Source organism: Cupriavidus malaysiensis, from assembly GCF_001854325.1.
Classification (GTDB): Bacteria; Pseudomonadota; Gammaproteobacteria; order Burkholderiales; family Burkholderiaceae; genus Cupriavidus; species Cupriavidus malaysiensis.
In genome coordinates this window covers 1,960,468-1,982,593 of the sequence record NZ_CP017754.1, presented here as the reverse complement: position 1 = coordinate 1,982,593, position 22,126 = coordinate 1,960,468, and the positions used below count along the sequence as shown (strand labels likewise).

The 22,126-nt window shown below is 65.4% G+C and carries 32 protein-coding genes; 9 read left to right on the top strand and 23 right to left on the bottom strand.

From position 1 onward, the window contains the following. Positions 1-8: 8 nt before the first annotated feature. The 3 genes from BKK80_RS08745 to BKK80_RS08735 form a co-directional block, all read right to left on the bottom strand. Positions 9-434, bottom strand: a complete 426-nt coding sequence (locus tag BKK80_RS08745) for a hypothetical protein (protein ID WP_071069005.1) — start codon at positions 432-434, stop codon at positions 9-11. 573 nt (positions 435-1,007) lie between these two features. Beyond that, a complete protein-coding gene (locus BKK80_RS08740) occupies positions 1,008-1,658 on the bottom strand; it encodes a hypothetical protein (RefSeq protein WP_157903181.1) in 651 nt (216 codons plus the stop codon). Positions 1,659-1,749: 91 nt separating this feature from the next. Continuing rightward, complete coding sequence (locus BKK80_RS08735; protein WP_071069001.1) at positions 1,750-2,271, bottom strand: LPD29 domain-containing protein; 522 nt, start codon at positions 2,269-2,271, stop codon at positions 1,750-1,752. A gap of 428 nt (positions 2,272-2,699) precedes the next feature. Here BKK80_RS08735 and BKK80_RS08730 point away from each other — a divergent pair, with 428 nt between their 5' ends. After that, entirely contained in the window at positions 2,700-3,389 is a 690-nt protein-coding gene (locus BKK80_RS08730; RefSeq protein ID WP_071068999.1) for a hypothetical protein, read from the top strand. A 110-nt stretch (positions 3,390-3,499) separates the two neighbouring features. Here BKK80_RS08730 and BKK80_RS36305 read toward each other — a convergent pair whose 3' ends face one another. The 15 genes from BKK80_RS36305 to BKK80_RS08660 form a co-directional block, all read right to left on the bottom strand. Next, the gene (locus BKK80_RS36305) at positions 3,500-4,234 is read right to left on the bottom strand and encodes an SEL1-like repeat protein (RefSeq protein ID WP_157903180.1); all 735 of its coding nucleotides are present in this window, start codon (positions 4,232-4,234) and stop codon (positions 3,500-3,502) included. Between the two features lie 166 nt (positions 4,235-4,400). Beyond that, complete coding sequence (locus BKK80_RS08720) at positions 4,401-4,631, bottom strand: hypothetical protein (protein WP_071068995.1); 231 nt, start codon at positions 4,629-4,631, stop codon at positions 4,401-4,403. Positions 4,632-4,699: 68 nt separating this feature from the next. Next, positions 4,700-4,888: a hypothetical protein gene (locus BKK80_RS08715; protein ID WP_071068993.1), complete on the bottom strand. Its 189-nt coding sequence runs from the start codon at positions 4,886-4,888 to the stop codon at positions 4,700-4,702. 406 nt (positions 4,889-5,294) lie between these two features. Then, on the bottom strand, positions 5,295-5,498 hold the full coding sequence (locus BKK80_RS08710) for a hypothetical protein (protein ID WP_071068991.1): 204 nt from the start codon (positions 5,496-5,498) through the stop codon (positions 5,295-5,297). A 99-nt stretch (positions 5,499-5,597) separates the two neighbouring features. Next, positions 5,598-7,193, bottom strand: coding sequence for an ankyrin repeat domain-containing protein (locus BKK80_RS08705; RefSeq protein WP_071068988.1), 1,596 nt, complete (start codon positions 7,191-7,193; stop codon positions 5,598-5,600). Between the two features lie 311 nt (positions 7,194-7,504). After that, complete coding sequence (locus tag BKK80_RS08700; protein ID WP_157903179.1) at positions 7,505-8,323, bottom strand: ankyrin repeat domain-containing protein; 819 nt, start codon at positions 8,321-8,323, stop codon at positions 7,505-7,507. A gap of 25 nt (positions 8,324-8,348) precedes the next feature. Continuing rightward, positions 8,349-8,660, bottom strand: coding sequence for a hypothetical protein (locus tag BKK80_RS08695; RefSeq protein WP_071068984.1), 312 nt, complete (start codon positions 8,658-8,660; stop codon positions 8,349-8,351). A 4-nt stretch (positions 8,661-8,664) separates the two neighbouring features. Further along, positions 8,665-8,931, bottom strand: coding sequence for a hypothetical protein (locus tag BKK80_RS08690; protein ID WP_071068982.1), 267 nt, complete (start codon positions 8,929-8,931; stop codon positions 8,665-8,667). A gap of 55 nt (positions 8,932-8,986) precedes the next feature. Continuing rightward, complete coding sequence (locus tag BKK80_RS08685) at positions 8,987-9,319, bottom strand: hypothetical protein (protein WP_071068980.1); 333 nt, start codon at positions 9,317-9,319, stop codon at positions 8,987-8,989. A 135-nt stretch (positions 9,320-9,454) separates the two neighbouring features. Then, positions 9,455-9,679 (bottom strand): hypothetical protein, encoded by a 225-nt coding sequence (locus BKK80_RS08680; protein ID WP_071068979.1) that lies wholly within the window; start codon positions 9,677-9,679, stop codon positions 9,455-9,457. Between the two features lie 34 nt (positions 9,680-9,713). Further along, complete coding sequence (locus BKK80_RS08675; RefSeq protein ID WP_071068977.1) at positions 9,714-10,034, bottom strand: hypothetical protein; 321 nt, start codon at positions 10,032-10,034, stop codon at positions 9,714-9,716. 27 nt (positions 10,035-10,061) lie between these two features. After that, positions 10,062-10,589, bottom strand: coding sequence for a hypothetical protein (locus BKK80_RS08670; protein WP_071068975.1), 528 nt, complete (start codon positions 10,587-10,589; stop codon positions 10,062-10,064). A 9-nt stretch (positions 10,590-10,598) separates the two neighbouring features. Continuing rightward, positions 10,599-11,195, bottom strand: coding sequence for a hypothetical protein (locus BKK80_RS08665; protein ID WP_071068973.1), 597 nt, complete (start codon positions 11,193-11,195; stop codon positions 10,599-10,601). 142 nt (positions 11,196-11,337) lie between these two features. Continuing rightward, on the bottom strand, positions 11,338-11,505 hold the full coding sequence (locus BKK80_RS36300; protein WP_157903178.1) for a hypothetical protein: 168 nt from the start codon (positions 11,503-11,505) through the stop codon (positions 11,338-11,340). Between the two features lie 4 nt (positions 11,506-11,509). Further along, positions 11,510-11,959: a hypothetical protein gene (locus BKK80_RS08660; protein WP_071068971.1), complete on the bottom strand. Its 450-nt coding sequence runs from the start codon at positions 11,957-11,959 to the stop codon at positions 11,510-11,512. Between the two features lie 481 nt (positions 11,960-12,440). Here BKK80_RS08660 and BKK80_RS08655 point away from each other — a divergent pair, with 481 nt between their 5' ends. The 3 genes from BKK80_RS08655 (at position 12,441) to BKK80_RS08645 (ending at position 13,489) form a co-directional block, all read left to right on the top strand. After that, positions 12,441-12,755: a hypothetical protein gene (locus tag BKK80_RS08655; RefSeq protein WP_071068969.1), complete on the top strand. Its 315-nt coding sequence runs from the start codon at positions 12,441-12,443 to the stop codon at positions 12,753-12,755. Between the two features lie 141 nt (positions 12,756-12,896). Then, positions 12,897-13,127, top strand: coding sequence for a hypothetical protein (locus tag BKK80_RS08650; RefSeq protein ID WP_071068967.1), 231 nt, complete (start codon positions 12,897-12,899; stop codon positions 13,125-13,127). 11 nt (positions 13,128-13,138) lie between these two features. Further along, a complete protein-coding gene (locus tag BKK80_RS08645; protein WP_071068965.1) occupies positions 13,139-13,489 on the top strand; it encodes a hypothetical protein in 351 nt (116 codons plus the stop codon). A gap of 47 nt (positions 13,490-13,536) precedes the next feature. Here the strand turns inward: BKK80_RS08645 and BKK80_RS08640 are convergent, their stop codons facing one another. Next, positions 13,537-13,848, bottom strand: coding sequence for a hypothetical protein (locus tag BKK80_RS08640; RefSeq protein WP_071068964.1), 312 nt, complete (start codon positions 13,846-13,848; stop codon positions 13,537-13,539). 61 nt (positions 13,849-13,909) lie between these two features. Beyond that, the gene (locus BKK80_RS08635) at positions 13,910-14,590 is read right to left on the bottom strand and encodes an LPD29 domain-containing protein (protein WP_071068962.1); all 681 of its coding nucleotides are present in this window, start codon (positions 14,588-14,590) and stop codon (positions 13,910-13,912) included. Positions 14,591-15,047: 457 nt separating this feature from the next. Here BKK80_RS08635 and BKK80_RS08630 point away from each other — a divergent pair, with 457 nt between their 5' ends. The 3 genes from BKK80_RS08630 (at position 15,048) to BKK80_RS08620 (ending at position 18,577) form a co-directional block, all read left to right on the top strand. Further along, positions 15,048-15,554 carry a hypothetical protein gene (locus BKK80_RS08630; protein ID WP_071068960.1) on the top strand — a complete coding sequence of 169 codons (507 nt, stop codon included), beginning with the start codon at positions 15,048-15,050 and terminating at the stop codon, positions 15,552-15,554. A gap of 332 nt (positions 15,555-15,886) precedes the next feature. Next, complete coding sequence (locus tag BKK80_RS08625) at positions 15,887-16,606, top strand: hypothetical protein (protein ID WP_071068958.1); 720 nt, start codon at positions 15,887-15,889, stop codon at positions 16,604-16,606. Positions 16,607-16,726: 120 nt separating this feature from the next. Then, positions 16,727-18,577: a GmrSD restriction endonuclease domain-containing protein gene (locus BKK80_RS08620; protein ID WP_071068956.1), complete on the top strand. Its 1,851-nt coding sequence runs from the start codon at positions 16,727-16,729 to the stop codon at positions 18,575-18,577. Here the strand turns inward: BKK80_RS08620 and BKK80_RS08615 are convergent. From BKK80_RS08615 to BKK80_RS08605, 3 genes are all read right to left on the bottom strand, one after another. Then, positions 18,574-19,053 carry a hypothetical protein gene (locus tag BKK80_RS08615; RefSeq protein ID WP_071068954.1) on the bottom strand — a complete coding sequence of 160 codons (480 nt, stop codon included), beginning with the start codon at positions 19,051-19,053 and terminating at the stop codon, positions 18,574-18,576. The genes BKK80_RS08620 and BKK80_RS08615 overlap by 4 nt on opposite strands. 129 nt (positions 19,054-19,182) lie before the next feature. Beyond that, entirely contained in the window at positions 19,183-19,800 is a 618-nt protein-coding gene (locus BKK80_RS08610) for a hypothetical protein (RefSeq protein WP_071068952.1), read from the bottom strand. 19 nt (positions 19,801-19,819) lie between these two features. Further along, positions 19,820-20,317, bottom strand: a complete 498-nt coding sequence (locus tag BKK80_RS08605) for an ankyrin repeat domain-containing protein (protein WP_071068950.1) — start codon at positions 20,315-20,317, stop codon at positions 19,820-19,822. A 412-nt stretch (positions 20,318-20,729) separates the two neighbouring features. Between BKK80_RS08605 and BKK80_RS08600 the strand changes: the two genes are divergently transcribed. Further along, complete coding sequence (locus BKK80_RS08600; RefSeq protein WP_157903177.1) at positions 20,730-21,173, top strand: hypothetical protein; 444 nt, start codon at positions 20,730-20,732, stop codon at positions 21,171-21,173. A gap of 52 nt (positions 21,174-21,225) precedes the next feature. Further along, the gene (locus tag BKK80_RS08595) at positions 21,226-22,104 is read left to right on the top strand and encodes a hypothetical protein (protein WP_157903176.1); all 879 of its coding nucleotides are present in this window, start codon (positions 21,226-21,228) and stop codon (positions 22,102-22,104) included. Positions 22,105-22,126 lie beyond the last annotated feature (22 nt).

Below are 22,126 nucleotides of genomic sequence, written 5' to 3'. Positions count from 1 at the left end.
CCTGGATGTCAGGCGGTGGCGGCGATTTCTTCCGTCAGAACGGCCTTGAGGTGGGCGACAACCGCGTCATGCAGGGCCTGGATGTTCTCGGGCAGAACCCACTCGTTGTTCTCGTGGTCTTCTTCCGTAAACTCAATGCCCAGGTGCTTCTGGATCAGCGCCTGGAAGAGTGCGAAGTATTCCGAGCAGGCCATGATTGCGTCCGTGTCCGGTTCACCGGTGTTCTCGCTGGATGGGACGATGAGGTGACCGTTCGGCTCTTGTTGCGTACGCACGTTGAAGGTGCGACCGAAGGCTTGGACGGCCAGGGTATAGAACGTGAACTCGCCGTCGATGGTCTCGATACCGTCGTCGTTCAGCACATAGTTTTCGAGGGACCCGGCGTCGAGCACTTCGATTTTCAGGTCATCGGCGAAGTTGAAAGTTGCGTTCATGGTGAGGCTCCTTGGGGGTGGTTTTGGCATTGCGTCGATCGCGCTGCCTACACATTCAGTTTCTCGTACCTGTGGACTGAAGCAAGGGGTCTACGACACCATTCCCGGAATCGTTTTCTATCGAAACACGAAACGCTATAGCCTTCTTTAGCGTGTGCATTGGCACGGATTAACGTGGGTCTGACCGGGCTCATCCGACGCCGGTCCAGGCCCTGGCCCAGGTGTTCGAGCATGACCTTGGACATGGTCTGGTGCCCGGCGCTGCTGGGGTTCTTCTTGTTTTGTCCAGGTGTCCAGGTGGTACAGCGGATTACCGTTGTCGAGGGTGGCCCGTCGGTGGTCGAGGAACCGTCGTGCCGTTCCGCGCAACACCAGAGCTTTTCTGCCCGGACACCTGGACAGCCCGGACATTGGATCTGCTGGCCCAGGCCGGGCGGACCTCGCCGTGGTGGACGGTGTCCAGGCCTGCAGTGAGGAGCACCCGGACAGCATGCCCCTGCTGCCCGGACAAGGGGCCCGGCCATGTCCGCTGCGCGGGGCCCGGGGATGTTGCCTTTGACCTGCCCTGGGCCGCTAGGCCCCCGGGTTGGTGTTGGCGCGGGTGTCGGGTTTCGCACGCTGCTTGCGCGGCGGTTTGAGCCATCGGTCCAGCACCGCCTGCACCACATTGGCATCGTCCTTCCGTTGCTTGTAGCGCCAGGCCTGATGCAGCAGGTCGCGCAACGGGACGCCGTCCACCACGCGGTCACGGCACCCGACGGACACCAGCAGGTGCGCGGTCCCCAGGACGTGCGGAACGTAGAACCGGCCGTCGAACGGGTCCTTTTCGCCGAGGGCATCGACCAGCTCCACCAGCAGACCGTCCAGCTCTGCACGCACGACGCTGGCCTTCGGGGTCACCGCGCGCCAGGCCTGCACCTCTTCCGCGACACCCACGGCCCCCGCGAGGTCGACGGCCGGCGTCTGATAGCCCAGTTCGAATCGCTTCGGAGCGGGCGCCCCCGGGCGGACGTGGCCGTCGTCCTCCGGCCCACCTTCGAGCAGTCGCAGGACCATGAGGGCGTCGAAGGTCCGCACCGCGTTGATGACGCGCGCCCGGTGCTGCTGCTCGCGCTGGAACTGCTCGTCGAACTGCAGGAGCGCGGCCCGGGCCGCCTCCACCTTGCGCTGGGTAGCGGTCAGGGCCTGCGTGGTCGCGAGGACCGTGGACGGGGTGGTGCTCATGGGATGCTCCGGACGGATGGGCATGGGTGCCCTGTACGGCCGAACCCGCGTTTCCGCGGGCCCAGGGTGCAGCGTTGTGGGCGAGGTGCGATTACATCCGTGCGCGGATCCGGGTCGGTGCGGGGCCGTTGGCGGCCATCGCGGCGGCGGCCAGGTCGAGCAGTTCCTGACGTTCCCAGGTGCCCTTGCCGACATGTTTCACGCGTTGGGTCGACGGGGCGCCTTGCGCGGCTTCGGTCGTGTAGAGCGTCGGGTTCAGACGCCCGTTCGCCACCATGACGTCCCAGCTCCCTTGGCTCAGTTCACGTTTGTAACCGAACCGTGACAGGTCGAATCGCACAGCGTGACCGTCGAGAAGATGGTGAACCTTGGCGTTGTCGTCCCACGGCTTTGGTTGATCCCAGACTTGCTTTCGATCCTCGAACCGCGCGATGACCTCGAAGACCTGCGAAGAGTTCGGGCCATCGGTCCATTTAACGAACACCGTCTTGTCGCAACCGTGCTCGGTGATCTTCGAGCGCGACGGTTGCAGGGTGAACGAGGTTTCCGGGAAGGCTTCGCGAAGGGCTTTGCGAACCAGAGCCAGGGTTTCGTTGCGGGACAGGTGGATCATGGTGAACTCCTTGGGGTTGGGATTTGGCGTTGCGTCGATCGCGCTGCCTACATACTCATCATCTCGTACCGAGATACTTAAGCAAGGGGCTACGACACCATTCCCGGAATCGTTTTCTATCGAGATACGCCTCGCTATAGCCATCATTTAAGGTGTGCCCATGCACACCTTAAACCGCAAACACGGCCGCATCCGCGCCCGCAGCAACCCCGGTCCCTCCGGGCCATCGCTCGCGCCAACGGATCGCCCTTCCACCCCTGGCCACCGCCCCGCTCCCTGCCCCCGGCGCCGTTCGGGGTGCCTGTGTCCTGGTGTTGGTGTTCGAGTGCCGGGCCTCCGGCCCCGGCGGTGTTGCACCGGGTCCCAGCACGACCGCAACCTCGCGTCGTGTAGCATGTCCAGCACCACCGACCCATGCACGCCCAACGATGGAACGCCCACCTCTTCCGAAACGCCTGGCCTCGCGCATCGTCGCCGCGCAGAACAAGGTCACCAGCGCCCGCGATTCGATCATCGACTATGACCGTCGCATCAAAAGCAGCACGAAAGAGCTGACCGAGTTCGAGACGGACCCGCACGGTTACGCGAGCAAGCGGTACGGGAACAACGGGGTCGACTCGTACCCGGTGCAGACCCGCATCGAACGGCAGCAGGAGGAGCTGGACTACCGCATGCGCAACCTGCCCCGCAAGTACGACGAGCTGGCCGCCGCCGAGCACCGCCTGGCCGACGTCGAGGCGGAGGTCCTGCGTGAGCTGAGTACCATGCGTTCGAACACCCCCGGACGGGTGCCCTGGCCCGCCCCGCTGCCGTCGTTCAAGCGCCACCGCGAGCTGATGCTCGAAGCGTGGAACCGCATGCTGCGGGACATGGCCGAGCAGCGTGCCCGCGACGATGCGGCCCACCAGGTCTGGCAGGCCGAGGAGGACGCGCGCCTGGCCGCGGAAAGCGAACGGGAATGGCAAGCCTGGCGCGACGGGATGACCCCCGAGGAGCGGGTGGCCATCGCCGAATGGGGGCAGCGATTCCAGGCCGCCATCGCGGCGGGCAAGTTCACGTTCGCCGACTTCCTCGAGCACCTGCGCAGCAGGAACCGGGGGCCAGCAGCGCCCGCGTAAACGCTGGTGAGACCCAGCGTGTCCCTCGGCACCCCAAAGCTGAACCACGGGGAAGGTGATGCACCACGCCCACAATGGTCCCCGAAGCATCACCGTTGGTCGTCGCTGGGTTATGCGAAAAAGTCGTGTACACCGAGTAGTGGTCTCGCGGTCGAGCCGTACGGCGATTTGCTGACAAGGTGGCCAACGATCGTGCAACGCCCCATAAGCGCTATTTCTTCGGTCAACCCGGATTTTCTCATTCCAAACCAGAGCTGATTCAGCCCATCGGTAATCTGGTCCGCAGCGGAACCAGCGATCAGCCGATTCATCCCATTCTCAAAGAAGGAAGATGCGATTCCGGTCCGGTCGACGAAAGCAAGCACCGCCGGGTTGTCGCTGGTACTTGCAGCGTCAAGTTCGTACGCGATCACGTCGCGAGCGGCGCCATACTTTGTACATAACACGTCATACAAGCGTGCAGCACACATCATAGTCATCGGATGCAAAGGAACCCCGTCGTTTCGCCACGCCTCAGCATACTTCGCCAAGTTCTGCGTACCGAATCCACCTCGGTCAGCGGCCTCGAGAAGCCACAGACTTTCCTTTGCCGTAGGATGGCCACCTTGCGCGGCTTTGTAATAGCAGTCGATCGCGAGATCTAGGTTGTAAGGGCTCATGCACCCTGCACCGTTCAACATCGACATGTTGTACATCGCAGACACGTGGCCGCCCGCAGCAGCCGTACCGAACCTTTCGTTGGCAGTTTGGAAGTCACCGCTCTGAAGTGCAAGGACACCCTCTGTGTATTGAGTTTCAAGCCACGTGTCCTGACTTTGAAAGAACGGTTTTCGAAAATGCTCCATCTGGTCCTCGCTTGATTTTTGTGGTTAAACGAAAGGTTAATGTTAGCCGAAGAATGCCTTGGAAAAGTAGCTCGAGAGCATTCCGCCAGGCCGCCCGCGCGGGTTGGACGACGCCCCCGAGGCTGGCTTGAGACCACGGCATCTGATCAGATGGTCCCTAGGATCGTTACGCGCGTTCGCCCTTGATGCCACCGCGGGGGCCACGCTCCAGAACGAAGTCCGGGTACTCCACCACCTCGTCCAGGGTGTCCGCGATGTGGAGGGAGGCCGTGATCGACTGGCCGTAGCGGTCCAGCTCGTCGGACGTTTCGCGGAACGCCGCGACCGCGCCGGCCTTGGAGCTGTATTTCACGGCCTGGTCGAGGTAGTCGTCGCCCGTGCGAAGAAAGTAAGCCATCGTTGATCTCCTGTGTTTCGGTTGTGATGCAGGCCCTAGCCCCAGGGCCCTGCGGTTCGGGTTGTGGGTCAGGCGTTGCTCACGCGGACGTTCCACCACTGCCCGTCGGTGAAGCGCATGAGGATTCGCGCGCCGTTGAGCACCACCTCCTTGGTGTCGCCTTCCCCTGCTGTTCGCTGGTGAGCCTCGGGGGTGCGGGGGAACGCCGCGACGTTGTTGTTCGGGGTGCTGGTGGTGCGGGTGGTGATCGTGCTCATGGTTCTGCCCTTCCTCGTCGTTGTTGCCGTGTTCGCTGGAGCCGCCTCGACGCGGGGTCAGCGAGGCCCAGGGCAACGTGCAGGGGCAGGACCGGAGGCCGCATGCCCGATCAGAGGGAGGGACCGGGTGAGGACCTGGCGAAGCGAACCCTTGCGCGGTGTACGGGCGGAGCTACGCGTCGAAGAAGAGGCGGACCGGGGAACACGCAACGGGGTGAACGACGGGGCCAGGCGGCACGGTCACGACGATTCCCACAGCATCAGCACCACGACACGGGCGCTGTTGCCCGTGCGCATCGGAGCAACGCGACGCTGGACGGTTCAGATGAGGAAAGGCCCCTCGGGTGGGGCCTTGGAGATGTGCCAGGGCACGGACGTGCCCCAGCCGGGATGGTGTCGGGCCTGGTCAGGCCTTGTGCTGTGCCGTGGCCTGGGCCCGCTGCCGCTCGTATTCGGCGCGGCCGAAGGTGCCGGTGTACGCGGGAGGATCACGGTCCGCCTGGACCGCCTCACCGTACGCGACCTCGCAGGTGGCGCAGGACCAGCACTCGGGCCGGCGGGTGTACACGACGGGACCCGTGCAGGACGGGCAATGGGGTTTGAAGCGCATGAAAGATCCTCCTGGTGGTGAGCGCCGATCGCCGACGCGGCATGGGTTCAACGTAGCGGGTACTGGGCGCAGGTCAACACGGGAGCCGGACCCGTCGGTTCAGAGGCGACGCCGTGCGCTGCGCACCGGTGCGGCCGGGGCCTCGTCCGCCGCTTCTCGAAGGATCCTGGCTTCGTAGTCCCGGTAGTACGCTTCGATGGTCGGTGTTTCCAGACCATAGAGGCCCTGGGCGTAGTCGCCGATCACCCGCATGGAGTCGAGCCCGGCCGCAACCAGCCGTTCGAACAGTTCGAAGTGAGCGTGCACGACTGCCCAGTGCCCGGCGCTCCACGCGGTGTCGTCCTGGTGGTGCACGTCGGCGCCCGCCGCAATCAGCACGTTGGCGGTGGCCAGGTATCCCGCGCTTGCAGCGTTCGTCAGCGCAGTTTCGCCGCCGGAAGCCGTTTCGTTCACGTCCGCGCCGTGAGCCAGAAGGTACGCCACCAGTTTCGCGGTCTTCTTGTCGCTGAGGTGCGGCTTTTCGATGATGGTGGTCAGCAGAGGCCCCGAGCCCAGCAGGCTGGTGCAGATCCGCGTTTGTGCTGGATTCGCGCCGGCCTCGATCAACCGTTGGACGTGGAGCTGGGAGCGCCAGGTCCTGTTGAACAACCGGTTGAACGCCTCGTGCGTGCGCCACGGGCGACGGGGGTGCCGCGCACGGTAGGCCTGGACGGCGTGGAGCTGCTGGACGAAACGGTGCTCCGCCCAGGCCATTGAGACGGCGTGGTGCGCGGCCTCGCCCTGCTTCTCCCACCCCCGCTTGCCGTTGGGAAGCGCCAGGATCGAGTTGACCGTGACGCACCCGGGGAGGTGGTGGGCGAGGATGTCCAGCACGCGCCAGGCATGGGCCACGTCCAGCGGTTTCGCCAGTTCGTAAAAGCGCACGGTCTCGGGACGGCTGGGTTGTCGGAACGCCTGGCGCGGATCGCCCCCGGCCACCTGCCTGAAGAGCTTCCACCAGAGGGGCGTGGCGTCCCGGGTGGTCCCGTCGATGCCGAACGTGACGTACGTGCCGGAGCTGATGCCGTCCCGGGCCGCAGCGGCCCGGATCAGCGCGTCGAACATCGCATCATGCCCCTGCTGGACCAACGGCGAGGCGTTGGCCAGGAAGTCCGCGAGGTCATCGCCCTTGGGGTACATGGTGTCGATCACCTCCACCATGCGGTCCACCTGGGCCCGGGCCTCGGGTGGGAGGTCCACCGCGAACGGTTTGCGCTGGAAGGGCGCAGCCGGTGGGACGAAGGCCTGCAGGCGCGCGTTCCAGTCGCCCCACATCGCGTTGGCCTCGGCCAGTGTCACCTCGCGGTTGAGCCGCTCTTCCATGACCGTGAACAGCCGGTCGCGTTCGGCGAAGGTCAGCTTCACCGTTCCGCGGAACGGGAGCGTCGCCGACCCGGCCAGGACCGCTTCACCGTGGGCCGCCGCGCACGCGGCGCAGGTCCACACGTCCTCCTCCTGGTATGCCATGGTGGCACCGCACGACGGGCATGGCGGGTCCAGGCGGTCCGATGCAACGTAGACGTCACCGGCGTGGTAATCATCGGCCTCCGTTCGCTCGTTCCGCGCGAACCGGATCATGTCGATCCTTTTGTCGCTGCCGGGCAGTTCGTTCAGGAAATACGTGGACGTGCGAAGGCGTTGTGCGATGACGCTCATGGTTGGCTCTCCTCGAGTGCTGCGGTGTTGTCGTTCGTTCTGATTTAGCGGGTCCTGGCCTGCCGTCAAGTCGTGGCGGTGGAACGGTGAGGTGATACGGGATCCGTGCCAGGGCACGGGCTTGGTGGGGTCCGGCCAACCCCATGACACCCCACCCGGCGCAAGCGCCTCCGGTGTTGGGTGCCTTCGGCCCAGGCCGCGGGGAACCTTGCTACCCGCCAGGGCCTTCGGCGTCAGCACCGGGTTTTGTGCCCTGGGAGCGGATGCGACCCGGGGGCTTTTGACGTTCCCGCCAGGCACCCGCCCCAGCTTTACAGCCTCCGGCGCCTGAAGGTCGGCACCTCCCGTCCCGCCTGCTCAGCGTCCGCAACCGCGCGCAGCATGGCCCTGTCCCGGGCGTCGAGCGCATGCAGCCGTTCCCATACCAGGTCCAACACCGGCACGTACCTGGGTCCCCACAGCCGGTCATGGTCGACCACCCTGCGCCCGTCCTCGTCCGGATGCCGCGGATCCGCGCCGGCGTCGAGCAGCCACCGCACCACCTCGAGGTCTTCGCTCCACACCGCCCAGGCGAGCTGGCTGGCCCATTGCTGCTGGTCCTGGTTCGCCCCAGCGCCGCGGTCCAGCAGCAGCCGAGTCACACCCCGGGTCACATCGGCGGTGTCCACGAACGCCTGGTGCCGGAGCAGCACGCGGTCCAACGGCGTTTCGTTAACATGGTTCCTTCGGTCCACCGGGAAGCCCACGTCGAGGAGCGTTCGGTGAATGGCCAGCGCGTGCGGGCCCGCCTCGTACAGCGCCAACGCTAACAGGTCTCCGTAGCAGACGTTGTCAGAGCCCAGCGAGGATTCCACGTCCAGTGCGGCCCCCGCTTCCGCGAGGACGCGCACGGTCCCGTCGTTGTCGCTATGCCCCTCGGACCAGGCTAGGACGGCCGACCATATCGGCGGGAGCCCGACGGCGTTCTCCGCATCGACCGGGACCCCGCTGGCCAGCAGCGCGCGGACCCGTTCGACGTCGCCGGTCCGTGCCGCTTTGTGGAGCTGGTTGGCGAGGCGGAATCGCGGGTGGATGTGTTCGACCATCGCACGTCGGCGTTCAAGCTCGTGGGGTTCCAAGGTGTTGGCCATGATGGTCCTCGTGCGGTGAATCGCTTTAAAGGCGCCGCCGTCGCGCGGCCGGCAGTTCGGTCGTCACGGTGTCGACGACGGCGGCCAGCTCCGCGCGCTCCTGCGCCAGGCGCCGGGCCCGCTCCTCGGCTTCGAGCCGTACCGCTTCAAGCCGCTCCGCCAGGATGCCCCCGAACAGTTCCTCCATGTCCTCGCGGGAATAGATCGGGTACCCGTCCTCGTCGGTCCCGATCGGGTCGTACCGCTTGGGAAACAGACGGACCCTGGTCTGGGCAGGCTCGGGGGCCGTTTTCCCCAGGCGGGCGGCACCCAGCACGCGTTTCAGCAGGTCGAGCACGGCATCAGTGCGCGGTGCGCTTCTGGTGCAGCCAGGCCCCGCCCAGCGCGACGAGCACCGCCACCACCCACGCCACGCGGCCCACGACCCAGGGGTGCCGGGCGATCGTGCCGAGCACGTTCAGGTGCGCGTGCAAGACCGCAAGGCCCGTGGCCGCGCCGTCAAACAGACCGACCGTGCCGGCGAGCACCGCGGCGAACACGACGTAAAGGGATTCGGCGCCCGTGAGCACAGCGAGCTGGATGAGGTGGGACAAAGCGATCAGGGACATGGCATGCCTCCGGGTGGTGGGTGGACGGTGACGCGGGTTCGCGCCGTGCGCCGGTTCAGAACAGGGTGCCCTGCGAATGGGTCACCGCGTCGGTCAACTGGTGGACCGCTGCATCGAGCGCGATGGACTGCAAGCCGGTCTGAGCGGCGTCGGTCGAGGAAGCGATGGATGCGGCGGGGCCGCCGTCAGCCCGTTTCTGCGGCGTGTCTTTCGTGTCGGCATTGCCACCGGCGAGCGCGTCGAGGATTAACGCGAAGATCCCCACCCCTATCACGGTTGTCGCCAGAATCACCATGGAGAACAGGACAATCTCAAAAAAGCACACGACCATCTGACAAAAGACCAAGAAATCGCTGCCGACGGGTGCGAACGGATCGAAAAGGAACATGGCGGTACCTCGTTGGGTTGGTGGCACCGCTCCTCCGCGCTGCCTCATGGTTGAACCTAGCGGGTCGTATAGCGCCGTCAAGTGCGCCTGGTGCTCTTTACGACGAACGGTCGGGCCGTGCCAAGGCACGGCCCTTCAGAACGTGACGACGGTGAGCCGAACCTTCCCCGGGCTGGTGCCCTGCTCCCGTTGCTCGACGGTGGGCGGGGTGCTGCTGCCCGTACAGGTGGTGGCCACCCGCTGGTCCGTGGACACGGCGCACGAGCTGAGCACCGTCACGGATACGTTGAGGGTGGCCTGGGCCTGCTTCGCCTGGGCGGGTGCCGCCATGACGAGCAGCAGGACCAGCAGCGCCGGCATCAGGTGGTGCCCCGCACGTGAGGCCGGGACCCGGTCAGGCGTGTGCACGCGATGCCTGGGTGTCGTCCTTCTCGCCGAACAGCAGGGCCATGAGGGTGACGAACACCACCAGGCCCAAGGGGACCCCGACGCACCAGATGGGCCCCGAGTTGTCCGGCCAGCCCAGGGTGTGATCGCTGGTCAGCGCGCGAACGACGATGCCGGGTCCGACCGCGAGGCTCAGGCCCACGCCGGCGCCGACCATGTACGAGAGGATCGCCGACGCCAGCACGACCATGCAGACGGGGCAAATGAGGGTGACGAGCGTCAGCACGCACGCGCCACCGAAAAACAACTGCAACGGGTCGAACACCATGGGCTCCTCCTGGTGGTTGGGTGCCGTTCAGGGCGTCGGGTCTTCCTGCACCACGCCGAACGCCGCGCCCTCTCCCTCCGGGACGAGGACGATGTACGCGTCCTTGAGCACACCGTGCCACTCCATCACGCCGTTGCGGTCCGTGAAGTCCGCCAGGCCCACGGTCTCGTTGGTGGCGGTGCGGAAGAGCGTGACGTACCGATCGTCGGCGAACACGAGGTGCACGCCGTCGACCACGCCGTTATGCGTGGTCACGTTGGCCCCGCTGAACACCGGCCGGCCCGCGCCGTCCTTCACCGCGGGGAGCCCGAAGACCTGTGCGAAGCCGTACCCGTCGATCTCCGGAGTCGTCAGCACGCACGGGGGGGTGGCCGCCGTGGGATCGCCCTGGCACGCGGGAGCGAAGGACGCCACCGGGACGCCGAGGGGAACCCCGTTGAGCGTCAGGTGGCCGTGCGTGTCGCGCGCCAGCAGGTGGAGCGGTGACGCCGCGTGCGCGGTGCCGACGGTCAGGCCGGCTAGGGCCAGCGCGAGGGTGAGGATGTGCTTGCGCATGGTGGTGGGTCAGTCCTGGTAGAGGCTGATGAACGTGTTGTCCAAGAGAACGACCGGGCCCTGGTCCGGGCTCCAACTGGTGTAGTTGTCGTCCACGTGGGTCGGAGTGCCGAGCACCTGACTGGTCTGCAGGAAAGTCTTGTAGGCCGACACACGGGTGATGTTGGCCGTAACGTCCTTGACAACGGTGGAGCTGAGGTTCGTGGTGACCGTCATGCTCGTCACCGTCGGATTTCCGTCATCGTCCTTGCGCGCCGGGAAGCCATATACGTCCGCCTTCAGCTCCTTGGACCCCTCGTAGGTACGCGTCAGCGGCGTGTGGCAAAGGGTCGTCGCCTTTTCCGGGTCGGCTTCGCAGGCCGGCATGGCATCGTCCAGCGGCACCCCAAGGGCAACCTCGTTCAGCGTCTTGTGACCGTCGCTGTCGTGCGCGATCAGCGTCCTCCGGAGAACGTGATCGTTCTGTACCGCGTCGCTGCGGCTCTGCTCCGCCCTGTGAAAATGCCCATACACACCCTCCATGACATCCACGATGCCGAGGCCAGCGCAGGAGCCAAAAATCAAGGCCACACTACACTTAATAAAGATGCTGCTCGCGCTTTCCATGCTGGTCTCCTCTGCCTACGGATGTGGTGCTGCTCTATCCTCAACCTAGCGGGTCTTGGACACCCGTCAAGCCCGTCATTCCGTTTTTATTGGCCGTGCCGTGGCACGTGTTGACCGGGATGAACCCGAGCGGTGGATCGTTTTACAGGCGCTTGCGTGACCGCCGCTCGTCCTCGTGCTGCACCAAGGCGGCCAGGGCCTCGCCCTCTGCGCGGATCTGCTCCGCGCGGTACGCGTCGTACCCCGCCAGGACGCTGGCGAAGCCTTGCTTCAGGACGTCGTTGGCGAGGAGTTCGGCGGCGGTGGTCATCGGGTCAGGCCGCTTCGAGGACGGGTTGCGCGAAAGCCTGGGCCGCGCGTTCGGCGATGCGTTCGAGCTGTTCGAGGATCTGCGCTGCGAACCGGCCCACCGGGCTGGTGCGGCCGGAGCCGCACAGGTAGTGGTGCTCGAGCTGGTCTTCCTGGTGGCTGTCGCCTTCGAACTGGAAGCGCTCGCCGAACATGAGGGTGAGCTGGAACAGGACCCAGGCCAGGCCGCTTTCGTCCGCCGGTGCGCGGGACACGCGGCCGTGGTCGTTCGTCTCGTAGGTTACGCCGTAGGTCTTGCCGGCGATGGTGATGCTGGTCTCGACGCTGAGGCGCGTGGCGTTCAGGGCGAACACGCCCCCGTCGTCGAAGCCGTGGTCGCGCTCGTCGATCGACCGGGCCCAGGCGAGTTTGGCGCTGGTGAGGATCTCGAGCAGGGCTTGCGGGGTGGTCGGCATGGTGGGGTCTCCGTGGGGGAATGGGCTTTGCGTTCGCGCGTACCCTATGCCTTCAACCTAGCGCTATAGGGGGTCCGTGTAAAACGCATCCGTCATAAACCGGACCCTGTCGGTCGGTTGCCCCGATCGTATTTCTTCATCGGATGGCCCGACCCTATAGCGTTTAGTCGTGCCCTGGCACAGGTTACGGTCGGACGGGTACGCGGGAGGGGAACCGGATGATTCAGGCGGGAAAGGCGGTGCTGACGCCCGGGGTGCGGGCCGCGGAGGATGGCCCAGGCCCATGGCGCGCAGCGGGTTCTCCCCGCCCAGGCCTCCGGCCGCTTTTGACGTGGCCTCCGGTGCCGGTTTTGCCCGTAAGGGGACTTGCCAAGACCGTACAAGCTGCTAGGTCTGGAGGTGGTGCTCGGTGGATCCTCACCGACCTTGCCGGACCTGCCCGACCGCCGCACCGCCCCGGGCTCACGCACTGGAGGAACCCATGCTCAACTTCTTGACCGACCTCGACCACCTTCTCAACGTTCTGCTGCCCTTCGTCGCGGCGGCGCTGTTCGTCCTGCTCACCGTCTTCACCGTCGCGAAGCAACGCCGGGAGCGCCAGCGACGCGAGGCCGCGATGCTGGCCGCCCTGGCCCGGTCGAACGCGCCGCAGGCTGGCCCTGTCCATCATGCTCGAATCGTTCCGCACACCGGCGAACTCGAGTTCGGCTTTGGCCCGTTCGCCGCCCGGAACGTCACGAACGAGGGCGTGCACGGGCACATGGGGGTGCAGGCTCGGATCACGATGCCGTTCTGAACCACCCATCGCACGATCGCGCAGCGGCCCACCCGGGCCGCTTTTCGTTGGTCCCGCTCGACCTGTTGACACGCGGCCTGGACCCGCTAAGTACAGGGTGACGGCCCCAGCCTGGGGCCACCCATCGGAGGAGAAAACCCCATGCTGGCAACCGTCGGAATCGTTATCGCTGTCCTGTTCGTGCTGTTCGTCGCGTTCGGCGTGTTCCTGAAGCGCGTGCACGACAAGCGCGCGGACCGTGCGGCGTTCGAAGCGGAGACCGTCCGTCGCGCCTCCGCCGTGGCTGCGGCCGAGGCCAACAAGGCCAAAGCGGACCAGGCCGTGCGCGACGCCCTGGCGAACCCGCTGATCGGCGACGCCACGCGCCACTGAGGAGAGACCCCATGCCGCATCCTCCGAAGCTCACCGTCGACGAGTTGCATCGTCGTATGGATGAGCGCAACCGTCGAATCGCCGCGATCGGGAACGACCCCGTCCAGCGACGTGTCGCCGAGCCGAACCCATCGGGCGGCTACGTCATGGTGCTGAAGTCGATGATGCCGATCGACGCCGTGCTCCTGGACAAGCTCGTGCGTGCCGGCGTGGGAAAGGACCATGCCGAGGTGGTGGACAACGCCCTCCGGCTCGCCGAGCTGCTTTCCCACCACCACGATGAACACGGTGACGTCCACGTGCAAAACCACGACCCTGACGGCCCCGGCGTGATCGCCGTCCATGTCGTCGAGCCCACCTGAAGCGACAAGCGGCCCAACGGGCCGCTTCGTTTTGCTGTGGGTGCCGCTCACCCGTGGATGGGGCACGGGTTGCCGCTGTTGCACGAACCGCACTCCTCCATCTCACGCATCTCGAAGTATTGATTCCAGCCGAACATCCATTCCCGTTGGAGTTCGGGGACGTCGGCGAAAAACAGCGAGCAGTCGATCGTCTCGCCCGTATCCGCAGACACCTCGGCGTCGCGGTGCCCAAGGCACTGGGCCTCGATCATCGCCTCGTACGTGGTGTCTTCCTCGTCGGGGGCGCCGATCAGCGCAAGTTTGGCGAGGACGAACGTGCAGCGCGCCTCGAGGTAAGGGTTGGTGCTTTTGTAGGCCATGGTGCGGATCTCCAAGGATGGGTGCGGGGCCGACAAACCGAAGCGTGCGGCCCCAGCGTGGTCAGGCTTTCAGGGGCTTGCGAACGAACAGGCCGGCGGCCGTGGCGCTGCGCGGGAAGCCCTGCACCTCGGTGTGGTCGTGAAGCGCCGTCTCGACGTCGTGCTGGAGGGTGTTGCCACCGAAGTGCACGCCGTAGAGCACCACCGCCATCAGGGCGCCTTTCTTGAACGATTCGACCGTCAGGAGCTTGCGGGTCTCCGGGTCCAGGCGACCGACGTGGCGGTGGGCCAGGCGTTGCAGGACGTTGCCCACCAGGCCGTCGGAGAACTTGCGCTTGAGGGTGATGCGGTCCGCGCCCAGGCGCACGCGTTGCGGGCCCTGCGCGGTCAGTCGGAAGTGCTCCACCGGGGTGTTGCCGCCCCACTGGCCCGGGGTCGACGATTGCAGCGGCAGCAGGAGCTTGCTCACCTGCTGCTCGCGGGGGCCGTCCGTCCACTCGACGTGGAGCCGTGCGCCGTTCGCATCGCGTTGGGTCTTCACGTAGAACCCCGTGGCCGGGAACGCCTCGCGCAACACCTTCTGGACGAGCTGGGCGGTCTCCACCAGCGTCAACACGGTTTTCAGAGCTTCCGGGCTGGTCGCCGTGGCCGGTGCCGTGGTGTGGCCGTTCAACCGTGCTTTTTGGTGAGTCGGGACGTTGCCGTTCCGGGTTTGCGTGCTGGGCTGTTGTGCGCTGATCATGGTGTTTCCCTCGTCGTGAAGTGGGTGCTTTTCGGAGCCGTCGGTGCGCCTGAAGCAGCACGGGGACACCCGGCGCAATGGCCCGCCCGGAGGCCGCACGCCCGCAAGGGATCGGGTGAGGACGGGGTTCACGGACCATTGCGCATCAAGGGTGGCCCTGTGCCAGGCGTCGCTTAACCGACGGGTTCGAAAGCACCTCACGACGAGGATGGATCGGCGCACAACGGGGGAGCCCTGCACGCACGTGGGGGTTCGAGCGCACGGTGTACGTGCGCGATCGTTCAGGTGCTCAGCACCCTGGGTGGAGGGATCAAACGGTGTCGGGGTGACAACCCCTCACGGGCGCGGAGTGCCCGGACGGGGTGCAGGTGTGCCTGGGCACAGCTTGACATCTGCCAGGGATCTGCTTGGTTGAGGGCACCGGCCCCTGCCTGGGGCCACCCTCTGGAGGAGCCCCATGGACTGGACCTTTCGCATGTACCTCGACGCCGGCCTGCTGATCGTCGGCTGGCTGTTTTTCGTCAATCTGTTCTTCCTGAGCAGGGCCTACCCGGTCACGCAGATCGCCGGGCCGATCTCGCGCATCATCGCCCTCGTCACCACGTCCGTCGCGCTGTTCTCGCCGCCCGTGCCGGGTTCGGTGAGTGCGGTGCTGGTCACCGTACTGGCCGCGTGGTGGGGCCTCTACGCGGGCGGTGCCGCCTACCGCCTGTTCACGTACGTCGCCATCAGGATGAGCCAGCCTCCCCAGGCGCTCGAGCGCATGGTTGTGCAAGAGGCGATCGAGGAGAAGATGATCAGCCTGGGCCGGCAGGATCTCGTGTCCGACACCGCGCTGCACATTGGAGGGTTGACGCCGGAGGAGAAGCTGCAGTGCAAGATCGCGGCGATGGCGGCCGTGCGACAAATGCGCGCCGAGTGGGCGGAAAACTACGCGAAGCGGTCCCGGGCGCGCGCCGGCTGATCGTGGCCTTGGCCACGCAGGACTGCGAAAGCGGGGCCGATGCCCCGCTTTGCTATGCAGGTCGACTCAGCAGGCGGTGATTTAGGTGGGACCGACGGCGCCCTGCCCGTTTCACCGCGACGGCGCGTTGTCCACGCCGTCCATCAGCCGGTTGGCGAGCAAGGGCCGCGCGCTGTCCTACCGTGCCGCCTGGGCAAGACCTACGGTTCTTGCGAAGGGGCGGCTGTGCTGTGGTCGAGGGTGGGCACCCCGTGTGGCCAATGTATAGTCGTCGTTGACCGGCTCGGCCCGGGTTATCGGTCAACGACTTCAACTAGAGAGAGGCACCCACCGTGAGCATCGAGGAGTTCTCCCACATCGAGCATCAGATGGTCCTTGGTGCCGAAGAGCGTTATGGCGATTTCTTCACCAACGCTCGTGATGTAAGCCTGCTGCTCTCGAACATCATGACGTGGCCGACCAAGGATTGCGACATCTTCATCCGCTTTCTTTCGCAGATGAAGAAGGGTCACACGCTGTGCCTGATGTCGCTGGTGAGGCAGCACCGGATTCAGGCCAAAATGGTCTTGCGCTACTTTCTCGAATCGACCGTACACGCGGCGTATTCGCTGGTCCACGTCGACACAACGAACTATTTCGATACGACGGACGGCAAGAAGCACGACCCGCAAAAGGCTTCGAAAGCTGCCTACGCCTGGCTCGGTCAGCATTTCAAGGCGCAATCCGACGAGATCAAACGGATGAAGGATCTGATCAACGAGCAAACCGCCCACGCAAACGTCTACAACAGTTTCCACAACTTCGAGTTCGTTGGCGGTGAAAATGCCGCCATTTATACGAGCTATTTCGATTTTGACGACGACCATTGGTTGAAGGTCGACCTCTGGGAATGTGGCCAGGCCGGCCTGGTCGCAGCCGATCTGATCCTTGCGATTCGAAAACAGTACGGCGGCTTTATCCCGTCGCGGGCAGCCGACAAACTGCCCGAACTGATTGAGACTTCCAACCGCCTCCTGGATCTGCTGGGGGAGCAGGCGAAACCACAACCGTGATGCCTCCGCCACGCCAACGGTGAGCCCTTTCGGGAGCGATGGTGAGCCTTTCCGGGGAGCGCCACTGGTATAGTAGCGATCGAAAATCGCCCTGAAAAACAGGCTCGCACGAGGGACCAAATGAGCAACTACCAAGACCGGATCAAACCGGTTGACTTCGGCATCCAGACGTATCTCGGCAACATCCAGGCCGGGTCCTACCAGATTCCGACGTTCCAGCGCGACGTCGTGTGGGAGCGCGGCAACGTCAAGCTGCTCTGGGACAGCGTGTACAAGTTCTACCCGTTGGGCAGCATCCTGGTTTGGCGTACCCCGCTGCCGCTCCATAGCCACCGCAGCATCGGCGGTCACGTCCTGACCGAGCCGCTCAACGCCGCCGAGTACCGCTACATCCTGGACGGCCAGCAGCGCACGACCTCGCTCTACACGTCGATCTATGGCGGCACGATCGAGGGGCAATCCACCGACCCCAGCGTCTACGTCGACCTGTCCATCGCCCTCAAAGGGCCGACGGACGACGAGAGCTACCGCGAACGCTTCCTGTTCTGGGACGAGATCGACGACAAGGACGGCGCCCTGATCCGCAACAAGGGCCGCCAGATGCGGTACACCCAGGGGTTGATCGTCTCCCTGCGCGACATCGTGTTCGACTTCGGCAAGCTCGACAGCAAGCTGTCGAACCTCCCCTACGAAGCCCCCGAGCGTCAGCGCCTGCGCCAGATGCAAAGCATCCTGGCGAACTACCGCCTTTCGTTCATCGAACTGCACGGGATCGAGGTCTCGGAGGTCTGCCAGATCTTCGAACGGGTGAACCAGGCCGGGCGCCCCCTCAACATTTTCGACATCGTGGTGGCGAAGACCTACCGCGTGGCGAACCCCGAGGCGGGCATCACCGGGTTCTACCTGCGCGATCTGATCCAGGGTTTCCGGACCAGCCTGGGCACGTCGAACTACGCCCTGCTGGACGACTGGACCTTTTTGCAGATGGTGGCGGTGTGCGTACGCATCCACCAGCAGAAGGTGCACGGTCGCGCCACCGTGCTGAACATCACCGACAAGTACCTCAACGAGCTGAAAGCCGAGGACATCGAGGCCGTGTGGGAAGGCGCCCAGGCGGCGATCCGCAAGACCTTGGGCTTCCTGGACAACACGCTCGACCTGAATGGGCCGAACCTGATCCCGTACCGGTACGTCTACATGACGTTGACGGGCTACTTCTTCGACAACCCGGCGCCGAGCCTCGATCTGGCCCAGCGCTATTTCTGGTTCTCATCCTTCCACCAGAGCGACCTGCTGAGCAACACGACGGGCCTCTGGGAGCACGTCGATCAGCTCAGGGACGGTGACGGCTCGAAGGTGTTCAGCAAGGGATTCACGCTGGACCGCAACGCACTGCGCCTGACGCAATACTCGACGCGTGGTGGTCGTGCGCGTGCCCTGCTGGCGTTCTACGCCCACCACCATCCGCGCGACTGGGGCCAAGGCCACGGGCCGGTGCTCAACGCCGTCTACTACACGCTGACCGACCGGCCGAACCTCCACCACATCTTCCCGAGCGATTTTGTGGCGAAGTCGAACCTGGACCACAAGGACCTGTCGGACAGCCTGCTGAACATCGCCTACCTGCCGCAGCTCACGAACCTGCAAATCTCCAACAAGAACCCGTTGGACTACCTCGGGTCGTACGTGGGCCTTTCGACCTGGGCCCGCGAGGCGTTCCTTGGCGTGCTGAAATCGCATCTGGTGCCCACGGAAATCGTGGAATGGCAGGAGACCCTGACGGAACTGCCACCGGACGCGCTGGTGCGGTTCATCGAGGCGCGTCTGGACCTGGTGCTCGAAGCGCTGGAGAAGAAGCTCGACGGGATCACCACGAAGATCTACGACAGCGCCCCGCCGCTGCTGGCGAAGGGCCCGGTCACCCCAGTCGCCGCCCCGAACATGGACGACGCGGCCTCCGCCGAGGCCTAACGTCCCGTCCGGAAGAACCCGCCCCGCAGGTCCGGGTGCGGGTCCTGCAACAGCCGCACGACCGTCACGCCGGTCCAGAGCACCGCGAGGTTGGCGACCAGCAGGTGCAGGTTGTCCGACCAGCCCGCCGCGGCCAGGTGTATGGCCTGGGGGGCGACGAGCCAAGATGCCAGAACGCCCATGAGCATCGGGCTCGAGAAGCCGGTGATGTAGGCGTTCACGCGGTGCAGTCGACGGCCCTGCTCGCGGAGCCTTCGGTCCGCGTGGTCGAGCAACAGCGTGCAGGCCAGCACCGCCAGGCCGATGACCAGCGCATTGTCGTCGTACCGGGCGAAGAACGTTCTCGCGCCGAGCGCGCAGACCATCAGGGTGATGAGCATCAGCCCCGCGTAGAGGGCGGCCCAGAAATGGGCCGTGCGAATCCCCGCTCGCGGGGTCGAGGTTTGCGGCCGATCGCCGCCGGTGGTGTTGCGCATGGTGGGTCCCTGGTGCGGTCAGACCCAGGCGCGGAAGCGGTGGTGCTTGCCGTGCCCTGGCACGGGTCCGGGTGGAGCGTTACAGACTTGCAAGTAACCGCTCGCCCGTCAAACGCAGCACGATCCGGGTCAGAGGCCGCTCTCGACCGTCACCCTGGTGCTCTGCCCGATCAATGCCCATTCCGGCCCGACGGTCAGGCGGTAGCCGTCCGGCAGGACCCAATGGGCCTGTTCCCAGCTATACCGGGCGGCCGAGGCGGGCACGAACGCCACCGAGCCCAACGCAGCCGCGATGGCCGAGGACCATGCGTCCTCGCCGTACGGATGGTCGAGCGTGAACGAGACGGCCTGCACCTCTCCACGGATGACCTCCACCGAGAGGTCCGTGGTCCCCTTCGGCAGCGTCATGCCGTGCACGTCGTAGAAGCCGTCCCCCGGAATCGCATCGGTCCGTGGTGGCGTGCGCGTCTCACGGACCACGCACGGGACCGTCGCACGATCGGGGTTGCCCTTGCACGCCGGACCGATCGCCGCGAGCGGAGACCCCAGGCTCACGCCGTCGATGACCGTGTGGTGCTCCAGCCCGACCGGGACCGCGATGTTCGTCGGGACGGTCGTACCCACGCCCGCCGCATGGGCCCGCGGGGCCATCGCGGCCGTGGTGAACAGGACGGCGATCGCCAGCACGCTGGTCGAGAGCATGCCGATCAGAAAGGCGTTGAAAAAGCGGGCGTCAGGGTTGCGCATGAGGTCTCCTCCCTCCAAGTCAGTGACGCTTCGGGCGTTTCTGCCCGTTCAACTTCGCGGTGTTGATCGCGAGCCGGGTGGCGATGCGCACCAGGTCCTTGTCGCCGTCGGACAGGTGCTCGGCCACGGCCCAGCCCAGGTAGTCGAGCGGGCGCCGCCCCTTCCCGTCGGTCAGCAGTGGGTCGGCCCCGGCCTTGAGCAGCATTTCCACCACGCCATCGCCCACGCTCTCCACCACGGCCATGTGCAGCGCCGTACCGCCCCACCGCACCGCGACCTGGTTCACCGGAGCGCCCGCGTCGAGCAGCAGCTCCACGATGTCGGGGCTCCCGAAGTGGACCGCCAGGCCCAGCGGGGTCACGCCACCTCGCCCGTACGTGTCGGACCGTGGGCGCGTCAGATCTGCGCCGGCGGCGACGAGCTGGGCTACCCAGTCGGTGTTGCCCGCGTTGATGGCCGCTTCCAAGGCCCAGTCGTCGAGCGGGTAGCAGGGGGCGGTGCTGGTGGTGTCGGTCATGGTGGGGCGACTCATCTGGATGGCCGATGCGGACGCGCGGCTTATGGGTACAACCTAGCGGGTCTTGGTCGCTCGTCAACCGTCCGGGACGGGATTCCGAAGAACGACCTAATCGTGCCAGGGCACAGGAGAAACGGGGCTCGCGCCCCACTCGCCCTCCGGGCCATCGCTTGCGGGTGAGGTGCTTCCCCTCCGGCGGTTACAGGCGACGCCGGGCGCGCGCTTCGACGGGTGCGGAGGCTTCTGCGTCTGCGATCGCGTGGAGTTCCGGTGACAGGTCAGAAGTCGCCACGGGTCCTTCTCCGCCCCCATGGCGCTTTCCGGGATGCCCGAGAGGGCCAAGCGCGGTCGCGCGCACGGGACACCTATGCTAGGCTCCCACCTTACAAAACCAAAACATCAAGGACGCTGCATGTTTGGATTTTTCAAGAAAAAACCGCCAGCGCCGGCGACGGCATCGCCCGACGGTCGTATTGTTCACGGGGCCGCGAATCTCCTGGAGCTAGCCCTAATGATCAGTCGCTCGGCCGACAACTACCAAGCCAAGCTCCACTCGCCGTTCGTCCGTGGGTATTTCATCGGTTTCTTCGACGCGGCGCTGCAATGCGCTGGGATCGAGGTTCAAGGGGATGAGCAGTTCTTCGCCCTGATGCTCATGGGCCATGCCCAGCTTCTCGCCAAGGACGTTCCTGACCCGACCGGGTACACGCTTGAATCGTTGCGCCTGCAAGGCGATCCCGCGTTCGACGCCGCGCAAAAGGCCGGTGGCGAGGAGTATTTTGAGTTCTACACCGGGAAGGCACGGACCCCGGTCCTCCTCAGCGGCTACTTTCACGGAGCACCGGGAGCTGCGTAAACCGCACGGGCTTCCACGCCATCACGGCCACCAAAAACAACGAAGGACCACCATGAAACGGGTATTTCTTGTCGGCTGGCTTTTCGCCACGTCCGCCCTTTTGAACGTCGCTCACGCAGAGACCGCGGCCCCTTGTGGGCCGGGCAGCACAGCAACCGGGAAAAGCTACAGCGTGAACGGCCAGAACGTCCTGCTCCTGGCTGCTCCGAAGACCGGGGCCTCGAAGCTCGTGAACGAGAAAGCCACGGCGATCATGCACACCACGCAGTACATGGCGATCGACAACTCCGTGACCGTGAACGAGCAGTGCACCCAAGGATCGTGGTCCCGCGTACAGGTCACCGATCCGGATTTCCTGCACGACACACACATCGGCTGGGTGCCGTCCACCGCGCTGCGAAAGCCCCAGGTCGACGCGTCGGGACAACGGGTTTTCACCGAGGCGGATTTTCAGTTCGACAAGTCCACCCTCCCCTATAAGAAGACCATCATCGATGGGGTGAATCGCATCCACCGGGAGAACTCCCGATGTGGTGACATCGACCCGTCCTCCGCGTCACTCAGTTCGACCAGCACCAAGGCGCATCCGACGTTCTACGTCACCTGCGGCAAGGGCACCCAGGTGTTCAACGTGTTCTTCACGCCCCAAGATGTCGCCAGCCGCAAGCCGTTCGAAGCGCCGCGCAACATCGACCATGGGCAGGCGGTCGCGCTGTGCGAGGGCTACGCCAAATCTCACGCGGCCCATCCCAGCACCGTGGACTTCTCCCGGGTGTTGGACGTGGCGGTCTCCGACGGAGCGAATGGCAACACCAGGGTGACCTCAACCTTCACGGCCAAGAACAGCTTCAACCTGAAGCTGAAATACAACATCGCCTGCCTGCTCAACGCTTCCGGCTTGATCGAAGCTCAGATCAGCGAAGCCAGGTAGAACCACCGCCTGAAGTGAACCG